This is a genomic window from Paraclostridium sp. MRS3W1, assembly GCF_032465715.1.
GTDB lineage: Bacteria > Bacillota > Clostridia > Peptostreptococcales > Peptostreptococcaceae > Paraclostridium > Paraclostridium dentum.
The window spans coordinates 1-14,048 of the sequence record NZ_JAWDJM010000189.1 but is presented as its reverse complement, the minus strand read 5'-3'; the positions used below and the strand labels follow the sequence as shown (position 1 = coordinate 14,048).

19 protein-coding genes are annotated in these 14,048 nt (G+C 28.5%); 5 read left to right on the top strand and 14 right to left on the bottom strand.

Annotated features, from left to right (window positions below; all coding sequences use genetic code 11):
- Positions 1 to 59 precede the first annotated feature (59 nt).
- The 6 genes from recT to RWY47_RS16305 are packed head-to-tail and all read right to left on the bottom strand — an operon-like array spanning position 60 to position 2,780.
- Positions 60 to 872 carry a recombination protein RecT gene (recT, locus tag RWY47_RS16330; RefSeq protein WP_224171201.1) on the bottom strand — a complete coding sequence of 271 codons (813 nt, stop codon included), beginning with the start codon at positions 870 to 872 and terminating at the stop codon, positions 60 to 62.
- A gap of 19 nt (positions 873 to 891) precedes the next feature.
- Positions 892 to 1,875 carry a YqaJ viral recombinase family nuclease gene (locus RWY47_RS16325; RefSeq protein WP_224171202.1) on the bottom strand — a complete coding sequence of 328 codons (984 nt, stop codon included), beginning with the start codon at positions 1,873 to 1,875 and terminating at the stop codon, positions 892 to 894.
- A gap of 27 nt (positions 1,876 to 1,902) precedes the next feature.
- The gene (locus RWY47_RS16320) at positions 1,903 to 2,172 is read right to left on the bottom strand and encodes a hypothetical protein (RefSeq protein ID WP_224171203.1); all 270 of its coding nucleotides are present in this window, start codon (positions 2,170 to 2,172) and stop codon (positions 1,903 to 1,905) included.
- Positions 2,173 to 2,182: 10 nt separating this feature from the next.
- Positions 2,183 to 2,308, bottom strand: coding sequence for a hypothetical protein (locus RWY47_RS16315; protein ID WP_264319150.1), 126 nt, complete (start codon positions 2,306 to 2,308; stop codon positions 2,183 to 2,185).
- Positions 2,309 to 2,346: 38 nt separating this feature from the next.
- Positions 2,347 to 2,532: a hypothetical protein gene (locus RWY47_RS16310; protein ID WP_035118896.1), complete on the bottom strand. Its 186-nt coding sequence runs from the start codon at positions 2,530 to 2,532 to the stop codon at positions 2,347 to 2,349.
- A 44-nt stretch (positions 2,533 to 2,576) separates the two neighbouring features.
- Positions 2,577 to 2,780, bottom strand: a complete 204-nt coding sequence (locus RWY47_RS16305; RefSeq protein ID WP_224171204.1) for a helix-turn-helix domain-containing protein — start codon at positions 2,778 to 2,780, stop codon at positions 2,577 to 2,579.
- 125 nt (positions 2,781 to 2,905) lie between these two features.
- Here RWY47_RS16305 and RWY47_RS16300 point away from each other — a divergent pair, with 125 nt between their 5' ends.
- Entirely contained in the window at positions 2,906 to 3,070 is a 165-nt protein-coding gene (locus tag RWY47_RS16300; RefSeq protein WP_224171205.1) for a YjzC family protein, read from the top strand.
- Between the two features lie 130 nt (positions 3,071 to 3,200).
- Here the strand turns inward: RWY47_RS16300 and RWY47_RS16295 are convergent, their stop codons facing one another.
- Together RWY47_RS16295 and RWY47_RS16290 are read right to left on the bottom strand one after the other, a co-directional pair.
- Complete coding sequence (locus RWY47_RS16295) at positions 3,201 to 3,968, bottom strand: phage antirepressor KilAC domain-containing protein (RefSeq protein WP_224171206.1); 768 nt, start codon at positions 3,966 to 3,968, stop codon at positions 3,201 to 3,203.
- A 37-nt stretch (positions 3,969 to 4,005) separates the two neighbouring features.
- Positions 4,006 to 4,206 carry a helix-turn-helix domain-containing protein gene (locus tag RWY47_RS16290; protein ID WP_055329086.1) on the bottom strand — a complete coding sequence of 67 codons (201 nt, stop codon included), beginning with the start codon at positions 4,204 to 4,206 and terminating at the stop codon, positions 4,006 to 4,008.
- A 177-nt stretch (positions 4,207 to 4,383) separates the two neighbouring features.
- Here RWY47_RS16290 and RWY47_RS16285 point away from each other — a divergent pair, with 177 nt between their 5' ends.
- Positions 4,384 to 4,863 carry a helix-turn-helix domain-containing protein gene (locus tag RWY47_RS16285; RefSeq protein ID WP_224171207.1) on the top strand — a complete coding sequence of 160 codons (480 nt, stop codon included), beginning with the start codon at positions 4,384 to 4,386 and terminating at the stop codon, positions 4,861 to 4,863.
- Between the two features lie 16 nt (positions 4,864 to 4,879).
- A complete protein-coding gene (locus tag RWY47_RS16280) occupies positions 4,880 to 5,356 on the top strand; it encodes an ImmA/IrrE family metallo-endopeptidase (protein WP_195337037.1) in 477 nt (158 codons plus the stop codon).
- 39 nt (positions 5,357 to 5,395) lie between these two features.
- Here RWY47_RS16280 and RWY47_RS16275 read toward each other — a convergent pair whose 3' ends face one another.
- Positions 5,396 to 6,019: a hypothetical protein gene (locus RWY47_RS16275; protein ID WP_195945856.1), complete on the bottom strand. Its 624-nt coding sequence runs from the start codon at positions 6,017 to 6,019 to the stop codon at positions 5,396 to 5,398.
- Between the two features lie 197 nt (positions 6,020 to 6,216).
- Here RWY47_RS16275 and RWY47_RS16270 point away from each other — a divergent pair, with 197 nt between their 5' ends.
- Together RWY47_RS16270 and RWY47_RS16265 are read left to right on the top strand one after the other, a co-directional pair.
- A complete protein-coding gene (locus RWY47_RS16270) occupies positions 6,217 to 7,731 on the top strand; it encodes a recombinase family protein (RefSeq protein WP_224171208.1) in 1,515 nt (504 codons plus the stop codon).
- 333 nt (positions 7,732 to 8,064) lie between these two features.
- Positions 8,065 to 8,766: a hypothetical protein gene (locus RWY47_RS16265; RefSeq protein ID WP_224171227.1), complete on the top strand. Its 702-nt coding sequence runs from the start codon at positions 8,065 to 8,067 to the stop codon at positions 8,764 to 8,766.
- Between the two features lie 138 nt (positions 8,767 to 8,904).
- On the opposite strand, the gene RWY47_RS16260 is transcribed toward RWY47_RS16265, so the two are convergent.
- From RWY47_RS16260 to RWY47_RS16240, 5 genes are all read right to left on the bottom strand, one after another.
- Positions 8,905 to 10,059: an acyltransferase family protein gene (locus RWY47_RS16260; protein ID WP_224171226.1), complete on the bottom strand. Its 1,155-nt coding sequence runs from the start codon at positions 10,057 to 10,059 to the stop codon at positions 8,905 to 8,907.
- A 256-nt stretch (positions 10,060 to 10,315) separates the two neighbouring features.
- Positions 10,316 to 11,092, bottom strand: a complete 777-nt coding sequence (locus tag RWY47_RS16255) for an N-acetylmuramoyl-L-alanine amidase (RefSeq protein ID WP_224171225.1) — start codon at positions 11,090 to 11,092, stop codon at positions 10,316 to 10,318.
- 127 nt (positions 11,093 to 11,219) lie between these two features.
- On the bottom strand, positions 11,220 to 11,438 hold the full coding sequence (locus RWY47_RS16250) for a phage holin (protein WP_224171224.1): 219 nt from the start codon (positions 11,436 to 11,438) through the stop codon (positions 11,220 to 11,222).
- A 15-nt stretch (positions 11,439 to 11,453) separates the two neighbouring features.
- Positions 11,454 to 11,687: a hemolysin XhlA family protein gene (locus RWY47_RS16245; RefSeq protein ID WP_224171223.1), complete on the bottom strand. Its 234-nt coding sequence runs from the start codon at positions 11,685 to 11,687 to the stop codon at positions 11,454 to 11,456.
- A 10-nt stretch (positions 11,688 to 11,697) separates the two neighbouring features.
- A partial coding sequence (locus RWY47_RS16240; protein WP_332843906.1) for a gp53-like domain-containing protein occupies positions 11,698 to 14,048 on the bottom strand: 2,351 nt, incomplete at its 5' end.

The following is a 14,048-nucleotide window of genomic DNA, read 5'->3' as shown; positions in this document are numbered from 1 at the left end:
AATTGCTATCAGTAGAAGTAAGAGCAAGTAGTATACTCCTACTTCTTTTATGAATCCCATTACTTTAGATCCACATCTAATTGTCCATCTTCATCTTCTTTTATCTCGAAGTTAGCTTCTATAGAATCTGATTCGTCTACTACTAAACTCATATCTTCATCTATTTTAGATTTAACCGTTTCATCTGAGCTTACTGCCTTTTGCATTTCTATGCTTAGTGGAGCATACTTTAAAAGCTGTTTTATAACTGTTTTCTTTGCCATTGCATCAAAGTCTGTTTGCCAAGGTCCATTATTAAAAGTTTTACTTTTTCCTTTTGCATGTTCTAAAACTTCATCTTTTGTCATAAATACAAAACTATGTCCTCCTGTATCTAAGTGGTAAACTGCATAATATCCTATTACTTCACCTCTATTACCTTTTAAAACTGGTTCATGTATTAAATCTTGATGTAATCCATATTTAACTTCGAATGTGTCATTTTCTCTAACCTCATGAGCGTATAGAGTCTTTATTTTTCCACTTCTTAAGGCTAATTCTAATAATCCTTTATATCCAACTTGAAATTGAACTTTCGTTCCATATGGTATTAAATACGCTTGTCCTAGCGGAGTATTTGGTTCTAATCCTAATTGAGCTGAATCCATCATTGCAGCTATAAAACTCATAGGATCACAATTCATAAGTTTTGGATTATTTCCGAAAGCTGTAAGAGCAACCCTTTGAAATCTTTCACTAGACATATGACTTGGTAGCGCTGCTTCTATTTCTTTAGACATACTTTTCATTAATTGTTTCATCCCTGCATTAGGACTTGTTTTAGTTACTGTTCCTGATGCTTTATTTGCTAATTTATTTTTTAAATCTGCCATTTTTATTTACCATCCTTTTTTATTTATTTATTCTAAAAGTTCTTGAAGTACTAGTTTTCATAAATTGTTCTGCTATTTCTGGCATTTCAGATTTTAACTTTTTACTATCTATAGAAGTTCTACTTGAGTTTTTCCAAGTTATTTTTCTATTACCTATCTTTGCAACCTCAAACTCTTCCATATGAAGTTGTATTTCTTGCTCTATAAGTTTCTTTTCACTTTCAAGAGTCTTTATATCTGAAACTATTTCGTCATATCTTAAAAGCTTTTGTGGTCCACCCTTTAATAAATGCAATTCTATTTCTTGTCCATTTGATTTCTTATACTTTTCTTTTAAATACTCTGAGTAAGCATCTGTTCCATCTGGTAAAGGGACTGTATCTTTTAATATGTTTTCTTCCCAAAACTCGTTTTCTATTTGCATAAGGTAATCTATAGTTTCTTGATCTCTTTCTATCTTGTGCCATATAAAATCACTATTACCTATTAGTGCTGCTATATAGCAGTGTGTTGCTCCTGTTATTGCCATGTAGTGTAAGCATTGTATTTCATAATGTGGAGGTACTCCTTCTTCCCATTCTTTAAGTGCAAATGAGTTAGTTGTCTTACACTCTAAAAAGGCTTTTTCTCCAACTATTGCTCTATCTATATTTGCTAGTGCAAATGGATATTGTTCGTTCTTAAGTATTCCATTTACATTTCTTACTTTTAATCCAGTTTCTTCTGTAAATAATTCTGCTACTACTCCCTCTAATCTATTTCCTAGTTCCATCCTTAGAGATTTAATTTCTTTTGGATTATCTTCTTTTTTATCCATGTATAGCTGTATTGAGCTTTTCCAAGGATTTAAACCTGCTATTGCAGATGCATCGCTTCCCCCAATTCCTGCTTGTCTACTTTTAAGCCATTCTTCTTTTGACATTAGTTTCGTATCCGCTATTACTTTTGCATCTAAATACTTTCTAAATCTTTCACTTTGAGATAGAGTTGCAATTTCATTCATAATATGGTATCCTCCTATTAATTCTTGTTATTGCCAAGGACCTAATTCATAAGTGTCGCAGCTTATTGGTTCTTGGTCTATTTGTGATGTTTGAAATTTACCTTCAGCTTCATTCCATTCTTCTAATTCTTCTTCTAGTATTAAAATCTGGTCTTTTAAATCTTCAAAATCAGTTTCTACATAATCCAAATCATCAAGTTTTGTAGCTCCTTTTATTGAGTTTTCTAAAATTTGCATTTCTTTTTTTATACTTAACATAGTTTTTAATAACTCTTTTATGTTTTCATTAGAACTCATTATCAATCACCTACTTTCTCTCAAGTTCCATTCCTGCAAACTGTCCATCTGCATAAACTAAAACCCAATTTTTCTTAGTGTAAAGTTCTATACAGTCTCCTATAGTTAATTCAAATAAAGTTTTATTCATATTCATTTATTTATCTCCTTGTCCCAAATTTATGTATATAGCTACTATTTATTAGTAGCTAGTTTTCCTTCTTTATATAATCTTGAAGCAATCCTATAATTTACTAAATTTATCTGTTGTAATATTTCATCTATTTCTTCTTGCGTTTGTTCTCTTCCTAATCTAATATGTGGAGGTACAATAGTTATTGTTGCTCTCTCTGTTTCTGTTTTAAAAATACCTCTTTTCAAACTCCTCATCCCCTTTATAAATTATATGAATTTCTAAAATTGTCCTATTCTAGAATTATGCTTTCAATATCTATCTCTAAAGCTTTAGCTAGTTTTCCTGCTGTAGATGTTCTAACTGACTTTTCATTATTTAATAGCCTTGATATTGTTTGCCTTGCTAATCCTGCTCTTTCTGCTATTTCATTGACTGAGTATCCTCTACTTATAACTACTAGTTTTAATTTTTTTAAGTCTAATTTAACTGTCATAATTCCTCCTTGATTTATTATCATCTATTTATATTTTGTATTTTTATGTAACTTTTTGTAATTTGTTTTTGATATAATATTTTATGGAATAATATTCCAAATATAATTAAAAGGTGGTGTTATTTATGAAAGAACTAATTAAACCAGGTACCGATAATAAGCCTTCTGGTACTTATGTTGAAGTCGGTCCTAGAGGTGGTCAAGTTAATAATCCAAGAGTTGTTAATATTGATTCTGGAGATAGACTACCTCCAACTCAAAAACCTGGAAATAAGTGGACTAAAAAATAATTAAAGTTTAATTTTTTTCCTAGATATGCAGAATGTTTTATTAAATAAATTTAATTGTATCCATGCTTCTGCGTATCTTTGGTTATTCTCTTTGTACTTTGTTATATAATGCTTTATCATAGTCTACCTCCTATGCCCACTGGCTATTTATTTGTTCTTCTTTTAATAATCTATTTAATATATATTCTTGACCTTTGCCTGTAACTCTCATGGTTTGATATGTAAAAGTTCCTGTTGATGTATTTCTTACACCTTCTGTTAGCTCAAATAAACCTTGCTTTATATATCTTTGCTGAGGTTCATTTTTATTTTTAAATATTAATTCCCAATCTCTTAACTTTTGATATAGTTTTTTCTCTCCTATAACTATTCCACCTTCTTTAGATGAAATTACCTTTGCTACCTCTCTAACCAACAATGTATTTTGTGATGATGCTATTTGGTTTATGAACTTATTCTTTTCTTCAAGCTCCCTAGTCTTTTCTTTTAATAATTCATCTTTTTTCTCTATTGTCTTTTGTGCTATCATTACAGCTTTTGCTAATATTTCAGTTTCATCTTCTTCTTCATTGGTTGGTATGTATCCACCTGTTTTTCTTATTTGTGGCAGAACATCATCAAATACCCAACTTTCAAATATTTCTGCACTTGGTAATTTAGACTTTGAAATTAATCTGTATATATCTCCTTCTGTTATTACTAACATCTCTTGAGTTCCACCATTTGTAGGTACTTCCATTTTGGAAACCCCTTTACAATGTGTATTTACTGCCTTACTTGGTATTGAGTATCCTAGTGACTTTGCTACATCACTCCCAACGGCAAGTATTTTTCCTTCTTTTTCTATTACTCTTATTTGACCAAATTCACTATTGTTGAAAATCTGTAAGTTATCCATATTAACCTCCCTCTTTATCTTGCATATCATGCAAGTTTCAATTTAAAAAAATATCTATTTTTTCTTCGTCTGTAAAGTTTAATATTTTTGATATTTTTTTTATTTCATCAATATAAAACCTATTCTTACCATTTATTTTATTATTAAATGTTGTTACACTCATTCCAATCATCGAAGAAAATTCATCATATGTTATGTTATTTTCTCTAAGCTTGCCTTTAACTTTATCTAGCTTCATGTATCCACCCCCTTTTTTCTTGCATCCCATGCAAGTTATATTTTAATAATAGTCTTGTTTTTATTTACTGTCAATACTTTTATGCAAGTTTTTTTTGTTTTTGATTAATTTTTCTTGCATCCTATTAAAGTTTGCTATAATATATAATTAAAATCACTATTGTAAGGAGTTGTTGAAATGACTGATTTCAATGCAGATGTAGGTCTCAAAATTTTCAATGCTAGAAAAAACTTAAAAATGTCTAGAGTTGATTTAGGAAGAAAGGTAAACTTGCATGAAAGTACTATAAAGAGATATGAGGATGGTCATATAAAAAGTTTAGATATTGAAAAGCTAAAAGAATTTGCAAATGCTTTAGATATATCACCAGCATATTTAATGGGTTGGGAAGATATCAATAATAAAAATTTAAATATACAAAATAAAAATACAATATCTATTAAAGAACGTAAGTTGCTAAATAGTTTTAATAATCTTAATGAAACTGGAAAAGATGAAGCAATTAAAAGAGTCTCTGAATTGACTCTTATTCCATCTTACATAAAAGATCCATCATCCTCTGATATAAAAACAATAGCTGCTCATAACGATCATTTAACTGAGCACGGTGAAATGGATAAAATTATGCAAGACATAGAAGATATGGATAATTGGTAAAAGCTAGGTGAATTATGTGAATATATATGAGGAGTTACAACAAGAGGCATATGAAAATAATATAATTTTAAAAGAGGTCGGTCTTAAATCTAATTCTGATGGTTTATACTATGATGGTAAAATTGCTATTAATAAAAATAGATTAACTACAAATAAAGAAAAAGCCTGTGTATTGGCTGAAGAACTGTCTCACCACTATACAAGCTATGGAAATATATTGGATTTAAATGATATATCAAACTCAAAGCAAGAATATAAAGCTAGGTTGTTTTCATATGATAAGTTAATTGGATTGAATGGGCTTATTAATGCATGGAAAAATCGTTGCAGATCTAAAGAAGAGATGGCTGAATTTTTAGATGTAACAATCTCCTTTTTAGAGGAAACCTTGGAGTGCTATAAGAGTAAATATGGGGTATCTACTCAAATAGATAATTATAACATATCATTTTCTCCAACATTTAGAATTATTGAGTTAATAGATATAAAATAAAAAAGATGTAGTTGTTATCCTACATCTTTTTTTATTTTATTAATTAACATTTAAATTTAACTTAACATTATCTCCTAAAGATTCAAATGTATTAGCATCTACAGGAGCATCTATTCTTAGCTCTAGAGTTTTTAAATCTTTAGCTTTATCATTTTTTAATATATAAATTATATTTCCTTCTTTTTTTACTTTTCCTAATAAATCTCCGCCTACATCGTCACTTAAAATCATATTAGGCTCAACTTGTTGTTTTGTATTAGTAATTAACTTTGATTGGTCTATATAAAAACTAACGTCTTTATCATTAGTATTTTCTACTTCAGCCTTAAATACAATTGCTACAACTTCATCACCTTTTTTAGCATCAAACATAGAAGCTGCTTCCTCTGTTTCGAGTTTTACGTCAGAAATCTGAACTTCTTTATAATTATATTTTACTCCGCCTACTTCTCCTGATAAGTTAAGATTTTTATTTGTGAAAACAGGTGTTTTCACCATACCATTTTCTTTTACAACTTTTGCGGTATTATCATTTGTTGATTCTTCTTGCTTAGTCTGCTTATTAGCTTCTACAGACCCTTGTTTAACTTCTTTTGCACATCCAGTTAATCCTACAACTAGCATAGACATAATAAGTATGCTTTTTATTCTTTTTTTTATCATAAAAACCTCCATATTTTATTTCTTATAACAAATAGTATACCAAAGTTAAAAATCGTATTTTGTAAAAATTTGTCATTTAAAGTTTTTTTATTTATTTTCCTATCAAAAAAGAACATACTTTCGATTAATCATTGCAGTTTACTAATATATATTTTAATATAATATTATATTTATACATATAAAAGGGGGCGTTTGTCTTGAAAACTTGTATTTACTTAAGAAAATCTCGTTCAGATGAAGAAGCAGAAAAACAAGGTGAATTTGAAACGTTAAGTAGACACAGATCTACTCTATTAAAAGTAGCAAAAGAACAAAATTTAAATATAGTAGAAATAAAAGAAGAACTAGTATCTGGTGAAAGCATCGCTTATAGACCTAAAATGTTAGAACTTTTAGAAGAAGTAAAGAATAACTTCTATGATTCTGTTTTAGTTATGGATATAGATAGACTTGGTAGAGGTAATATGCAGGACCAAGGTCTTATACTTGAAACATTTAAAAAATCTAAAACTAAAATTATAACGCCTAGAAAAACATATGATTTAACTAATGAATTTGATGAAGAGTATTCTGAATTTGAAGCATTTATGGCTCGTAAGGAGCTTAAATTAATAACTAGACGTATGCAAAGAGGTAGAATAAAAAGCGTTGAAGAGGGCAAATTTATAGCTTCTAAACCTCCTTATGGTTATAAGTTTATATTTGATGAAAATGGCAAAAAGTCGATGGTTATAGATGAAGAAAAAGCTAATGTAGTTAAACTTATTTTTAAGTTATATACTGATGGAAATGGAGCATCTAAAGTTGCTAATCATCTCAACTCTTTAGGTTTAAAAACAACTACAGGTCGCTCATGGTATGAAAAAGGTGTACGGGATATAATAAAAAATAAAACTTATGCAGGCTATGTTGTTTGGAATAAAATTGAAAGAACAAAAACATCTTCTAAACCACGAAGTCAGGATGAAATTATAGAATCAAAGGGCCTACATGATCCTATAATAAGTGAAGATATTTGGAATAAGGCTCAGCGTGTCTTGAAAGGAAATGCAATTTTACCGACTCCCGTATTTAAAGAAATAACTAATCCACTTGCCGGTCTGATTATTTGTCGTTGTTGCGGTCATAAAATGCTAGCTAGAAGTTCCACTTCTAAAAATGTTTATGAGAAATTTATTAGATGTACTAATTGCGGTATGAATAGAGGATCTAAACTTTACATAGTTGAAGAAGAAGTAATCAAACAACTTCGAGAATGGGTGAAGGTTTATAAAACTAATTTTAAAAATATACCTTCAATTGATAATTCTAATTCTAATTTAGATGCTTATAATAAATTGCTTAAAAACCTTAATTCTGAATATGAAACTTTAGTTAAGCAAAAAGAAAATCTGCATAACTTATTAGAACGAGGAATATATGATGTTGATACTTATTTAGATAGATCAAAAACTTTAACTGATAAAATTGAAACTAATAAATTTAATATTGAATCAGTAAAAAAAGACATAGCTAAAGAACAAAAGGTAAATGTATCAATAGATGATATTATTCCTTCTGTTGAAGATGTACTTGATCTTTACTATAAAACTGATTTAATGAGCGAAAGAAATGATTTATTAAGGTCTGTTATAGATTATATTGATTACTATAAAGAACCCGGTTCTAAAAAGTCAAAATTGGATATTGTAATAAATCCAAAACTAGATTAAGATAACTGTCATCATAGAACTGATAACCAATAATCAGTTCTATGATGACAGTAAAAATATCAAATACTTATCTCTTTATAATGCTATTGGATATTTAGAACTATAAAAAGATGTATCCTGAAGGACATCTTTCTTATTTTTACATGAAAATTATACTTTTATTTCTTTTTATTTCTTTAAAAAGTTTTAAAAACTTAAATTCAAACTATATCTCACTCCATTTTTAACATAAAATTCCATATATTTGTTGATTTTAATATTATAAGTTTGATATTGTATAATGGAATCAGTAAAAATAGGTATATGTGATTATACATAAGGGGGTATATAAAATTGGTATACGGCATATTGGCAATATTATTTGGATTAGCTGTTGTAATTAAAGTTAATATGTATGGATCTATATGGATTGTATTAGGTGTATATATAATTTACTCAGAAATTTCTACGAAAAAATCAGCTCAATCTGAAATGGATGCTTCAAGCGTAGATAGAAGTAAATATGTTATTGATAGAATTGGAGGAGTCAAAAATATAGATATTAACTTAAGTAAATATAGTTATGATAGTCAGTTAATTGTTCTTAAAGATAAATCGATTTTAATCGGATATAATAATTTTGCAATTGAAAAAATTATAAATTTCGATTCTACAATTAATGTAGACATTAGAGTCAATAAAGCAATAAAAGGGACTTCATATCAACACACAACAAATTACAATAAAGAGCTTATTGAATCAATAATTGTATATATTCACACAAATGAATGTACAGAAGAACTAATTTTTAGGTATTCATCATATGAAACTAATCAAGCTCAAATAAAATACAACGAAATATTAAAGGGGCTAAATCGATTCAAAGCAATGCTTGAAGATACTCTTGATATAGATAATTTAGGAAATAAATCTAATATAGATATTAAAGAAAAATCTATTCCTCAACAGATAAAGGAATATAAAGAGTTATTAGATATAGATGCTATAACTAAAGAAGAATTTGACAAAAATAAAAAACAATTACTTGGAATATAATAAAAAGTAACCAGGACTTACACATGAATGCCCTGGTTTTTTATTCAAATTTATATGTCCTATATAGGAATCATCTTAATTTAAAAAAATAAAAAAGGCTAGGATTTATCCTAGCCTTTTTTTATTTATTATTTTATATTAATCTAGATCATACTTATTAAAAGTGCGTTTATTAAACTTTGATAAAAAAGAACTCTTAATAAGTTGTATTTTTTCATTCCTCATAATTTTTTCCGTATATAGCTTTACAATTAAGGGTACCGATACTCCTGCTATTACATAAAATACTAAAAACCTCTGATCTCCTGCATCATAAGCATACCAAATATTAGTTCTAAACTGATCAAAATTAAATCCTTCTAAATTTAAAATATTTGCTGTGCTAGCAAAGAATAGGTTCATTAAAAAAAATACAAACTGGTGATGGGTCATAATTGTAAAAGTGTTGCTTCCTATATATTTTGTAATTTTATTTTCACCTACTGAAGACACTAAAATTTTACATATTCTTAGCCAAAACATAATTCCTGTTATAGATGTTAAATAAGGCAAAAATATGTTGTCTCTGTTAAACTCATTACAAAATACTGCACTAAATGGTAATTGACTATATTTTTTAAATAATATAAATTGAACTATAAATAAAATTATAAAATACACTATACTATTAATATTGTATTTATTTTCTAACTTTATTTTATATAAGTATCCCATTTGATAGAATGGAATCAAAAACATAGTCCTAACAATAGTTAAGTATTTATCTCCTGTATATCCTTTGTTAGCAAATGCTACCCCTATAGCACCTATAATCATAAGAATACTTAAAATAAAATATTCATTGTTAAATTTAATATACGTAAATGCTTTTCTTAATGCCACATAAATAATCTGAATTATAAATAATGCTGGAACAAACCAAGTTGCCACATTTAATCCAAATTGATGTCCTGTTATCCAAGGATCTATAAATAATGATCTAAAGTTAATGCTTGTCCCAAAGTCAACTATATTATAATACAGTAATATATTTACTATTATTCCATATATAAAATTCCATATAAAATATGGTATCATTAGACTTTTGAATTTTTTTACTATATAAGTTCTTAAATCTTCTTCATTATTTGTTCTGTAAAAGTATCCTGATATAAAAATAAATAATGGCATGTGAAATGAGTATATAGGAAACCACTCTGAAAACAGGGACACTCCCCCTTTATGGCCTAAAACAACTAATATAATCCCTATAGATTGTAGTAGTAAAAACTCATAGTTAATTTTTTTTGACATTATATTGCTCCTTACCCTTTATTTTAAGTTGTATTCACACTTAACATATATTATATTAAGTTATTTTGTATACTTTTACAATACTTGGAAATAAAAAGCCTCATCAAATATTTTAATTTTTGTAATATACTAAATTATTAAAAATTGAATTTGTATAAACTTTTCTTTATTATTAAGATAATTAACTAATAAATCTCAATATATTCTGCATACATTTATTGTTAATTATCTTAATAACAGAGTTTATTTAAAACTTCTATAAAAGTTCTAAATAATTAGTATTAACATAACCAAGTCCTTTATTACCATTAAACCCTTCTATACTTACCCAATCATTTAGGCAGTATTGTAAGTTAACTATATAACCATTTTTAACTTGTCCTATAATATCATATTCAGTACCTCTATCCCATCTTACATTTAAAACATCTGCTGTAACTCTAGCTTTTCTTCCTGAGTAATCTCCATTTGCAAATTCTTCACCTAGTGATCCAGATTCTTTCCAAGTAACTCCATTAAACTTACATATACCTTTAGCTATAGCTTTAGCAAATCTATCTTTATTGTTCATTATTAAATTATAATCTTCTTCATTAGTTATAAAGCCTAATTCAACTAAACAAGCATCCATGTTAGTTTCTCTAATAACATGTAAGTTACCCTCCTTAACACCTCTATTCTTAGTATAAAGTCCATCTGATATTAACTCTGAGTGTATAACATCAGCTAAAGGTCTATATGCAAATTTATAGCAATAAGTTTCTAGTCCTTGAGCACTTGAGTTGTCTGAAGAGTTACAATGCATAGATACAAATGAATTTACTCCTAAGCTGTTAGCTCTATTAGTTCTGTCATTTAAAGTTACAAATACATCTGTAGTTCTAGTATTTGTATTTTCTATATCTTGACTTTTTAAGTATGTCTCTACTCTGTTATTTATATCTAAAACTATATCCTTTTCTAAACATCCATGTACCCCTGGAGCTCCTGAATCATATCCTCCATGTCCTGCATCTGTCATATTCTTTTTCATAATTAAATCCTCCTAATTTTTTTATATTATTTTATTTAAAAAGACAATAAAAAAAGACTGTATCCAGTCAAATCAATAGCCTTTTATTGGTAAATAATTTAAACATTATTAATAAATTATTTTAAATTTATTTATTATCTTTTAAACCTTTTGTACTAGGGTCTACAAATACTCCTGTAATAGCAGCTGCTATAGCCACAACTGCAACTGGATTAGCTAATATATTTAATAAAGCTTCTCCTAATAAGTTCCAACTTGTTAAAGTGTTAAAATCAACTCCAGCTGATGAAAATATAACTCCACCTAATCCTAACCAAAAGTATGGATTTTTAAATCTTTTCTTCATAATCAATCTCTCCTTTTATTTAAATAAATGATTTTGTACTGCATAAAAAAAGAACCCAACAAAACTTCCTGCAAATAAGCCTAAAGCCCATTCAATCGAAGCTGTAAGTCCTTCTATACTCTTACATAAGTTTTCTATTTGTATATCTCTTTTTACATCGCTTTGTTCTAGTTTATCTATTCTTTCAGAATGATTATTAATACGTTTTTCGTGAACATCTATCATATGTTCTTTTACTTTTTCATTCATAAAATCTCCCTTAATAGCCAATGGCTATATAACTTATTTCCATAGTAGAACCCCATTTTTCAGGAGTTACGTTTCTTGCAAAGAATACTCCATATGAATTATTCACAACCTTTAATGCTCCATTATATCTAGCTGCTAAATCACCTTGCCCATCTACTCCAGTTATTGTTGCAGATACAGAACAACATTTAGTGGGGAATCCTATTGGAAATCCCACAGTTGCTTGAACTGTATCTCCATTAGCTATAGTAGAACTTAATCTTCCCCATTGAAGAATCATTCCATTAGTTAAGTGTAAGTATCCACTTTCTTGCTTCATCATATTTATTACAGCAAGAATATCTTTACCATTGTTAGTTAATTTTCCTCCTATCTCAACTCCATTTTTGAAGTCATTATTGTAGTTAAGATACATTTTATTTGGAGCAAGTGGTGATTCTGGGTTGAAGTTAGTTCCAACAACTGCTCTTCCTCCATTGATAACTATATCTCTACCCCAAAGCAAAGTGTAGCCATTTTTAGGATCATCAACATAAAATCTGCCACCTCTAACAGTTATTCCATACCCAGTTGCATTTAAAAGTCTTTGATTAGTAGATTTATCAGTTATATACATTCCACCTGTATCTATATCAACTCGGTTATTTGCCTCTACACAATCCATATGAATCCCATCTGTATCTATTTTAGTTACAGTAGAATAAACTTCACTCTGATGGCTACTCCAAGGAGTACAACTATTTCCAGTTTGAACTTTAAATCTATTTGCATATATAGTATGTGACCCACCTGCTTTTGTATAAAATATAAAAGCTCCCGTATTAGAGGTAGGAGGTATTATAAGTTTTAATTCTTTCCAAGAACCATCTCCTATTCTCACAATTTGAGTTAATACACCTTCTATGCCAAAACGAATATCTATAGGCCTAGATGCATTAGCATATATTCTTATAGCTAATCCATTTGAGCAATCAATATCGGTTTGAAATAATCCTTGATTTTCTTGAGTTAAGTCAAGTTTTATAGAATTTCCTTCTTTGAAATTACTATCTGAATAAATCGTAATATTACCACCACTATTTTTACCCCATGATTTCAAGTCATTTAAAAAGGCAGAGTTTTTAAGTAGATTATCATTTGTATTATTAGTAAATTTAAACTCAAAACTATCCACTAATTGAGTAAGTTGGGATTGAGTTGTATATTTACTATCAGTTTCTCCTTTTGAGTAAAATTGCTTTGACACTATAGATACGATAGAAGCATCTGTTATTTTCTGCTCTGCTTCTTTTTTCCACGTTTCTAAAGAAACTACTTTACCATCTGTAGTAGTTTGCTTACTCTCTACATTAGAAACTCTACTAGTGATACTAGTCAAACTAGCTTCTATACTAGATACTTTACTTGTAGTAGTAGAAATTTCTGTCTTTAATGAGTTCACAGTTTCATCATTATCAGTTAAATCAAAACAAGTACAATATGCTAAATACCAAACTAATGGCGATGATGTAGTTGGTGTTGTAGATCCAGACACATAAACATGACCTCCATTAGAAAAAGTTCCAGTAGCCCCACATCTAACTTCTCTTATGTAAGTTTCCCATTTATCAGTACCTTGATTAGGGGTTAACCATTTATCTGTATACCCAGTTCCCATAGAATTAGATGCAGTATTCAACGTATATCCAGTAGGTAATTTAGCTATAAACTTTTGAATAAAAACAGCATTTGACCTAGATGCTATATTTTGATAGAAACCTCCAAAACCAGGGCTACCTGCCCCAATATGTTTTATTTCTAAACAATGTGTAGAAGTAGTTGGACAATCTGGAATTTTAGTAATTCTAGTTATGGTAACATTTCCGTTGTTAGCATTATTATATAAAGAAACATTATTATATCCTTGTCTAAAATTAGGATCTATAAAAATCATTTTACTATCTGCCATAGATTTCGCTAATTGCTCTGCTGAAAGAGCCTTATTATTAGCATTGTTAGCAAGGATGTTAACAGTACTTATATTAGTTTCTGTTGAAGATACTCTAGCTGTAATACTATTTAAATCTCTTTCTACTGTATTAACTTTAGTTTCAACATTTTCTATTTTACCTGTTGCCTCATTTAGTTGTGTTGTATGACTTCCTATTGTACTATTCATACTATTTACAGTAGCAACAGTTCGATTGTAATCATCCTTAAGTAGTATAGTTTGCCCATCTTTAACTATTTGAGTGTTATTTATAGCAGTTGTAATTTTACCTTGCATAACAGTTATAGTTGTTGAGTTATTTTCTGTAACTGTCTTCGTTCCATCTGCTTGAGTTTTTAAACTATTAAATGCTACCTCTAAACTTTGATTTT

Excerpts from the sequence above, each read along its gene's own strand:
- RWY47_RS16315 (WP_264319150.1), bottom strand. The coding sequence starts at position 2,308 with ATGAATATGAATAAAACTTTATTTGAATTAACTATAGGAGACTGTATA.
- RWY47_RS16300 (WP_224171205.1), top strand. The coding sequence starts at position 2,906 with ATGAAAGAACTAATTAAACCAGGTACCGATAATAAGCCTTCTGGTACT.
- RWY47_RS16275 (WP_195945856.1), bottom strand. The coding sequence starts at position 6,019 with ATGATAAAAAAAAGAATAAAAAGCATACTTATTATGTCTATGCTAGTT.
- RWY47_RS16305 (WP_224171204.1), bottom strand. The coding sequence starts at position 2,780 with ATGACAGTTAAATTAGACTTAAAAAAATTAAAACTAGTAGTTATAAGT.
- RWY47_RS16255 (WP_224171225.1), bottom strand. The coding sequence starts at position 11,092 with ATGAAAAAGAATATGACAGATGCAGGACATGGAGGATATGATTCAGGA.
- RWY47_RS16295 (WP_224171206.1), bottom strand. The coding sequence starts at position 3,968 with ATGGATAACTTACAGATTTTCAACAATAGTGAATTTGGTCAAATAAGA.
- RWY47_RS16260 (WP_224171226.1), bottom strand. The coding sequence starts at position 10,059 with ATGTCAAAAAAAATTAACTATGAGTTTTTACTACTACAATCTATAGGG.
- RWY47_RS16245 (WP_224171223.1), bottom strand. The coding sequence starts at position 11,687 with ATGAATGAAAAAGTAAAAGAACATATGATAGATGTTCACGAAAAACGT.
- RWY47_RS16290 (WP_055329086.1), bottom strand. The coding sequence starts at position 4,206 with ATGAAGCTAGATAAAGTTAAAGGCAAGCTTAGAGAAAATAACATAACA.
- RWY47_RS16250 (WP_224171224.1), bottom strand. The coding sequence starts at position 11,438 with ATGAAGAAAAGATTTAAAAATCCATACTTTTGGTTAGGATTAGGTGGA.
- RWY47_RS16320 (WP_224171203.1), bottom strand. The coding sequence starts at position 2,172 with ATGAGTTCTAATGAAAACATAAAAGAGTTATTAAAAACTATGTTAAGT.
- RWY47_RS16285 (WP_224171207.1), top strand. The coding sequence starts at position 4,384 with ATGACTGATTTCAATGCAGATGTAGGTCTCAAAATTTTCAATGCTAGA.
- recT (WP_224171201.1), bottom strand. The coding sequence starts at position 872 with ATGGCAGATTTAAAAAATAAATTAGCAAATAAAGCATCAGGAACAGTA.
- RWY47_RS16325 (WP_224171202.1), bottom strand. The coding sequence starts at position 1,875 with ATGAATGAAATTGCAACTCTATCTCAAAGTGAAAGATTTAGAAAGTAT.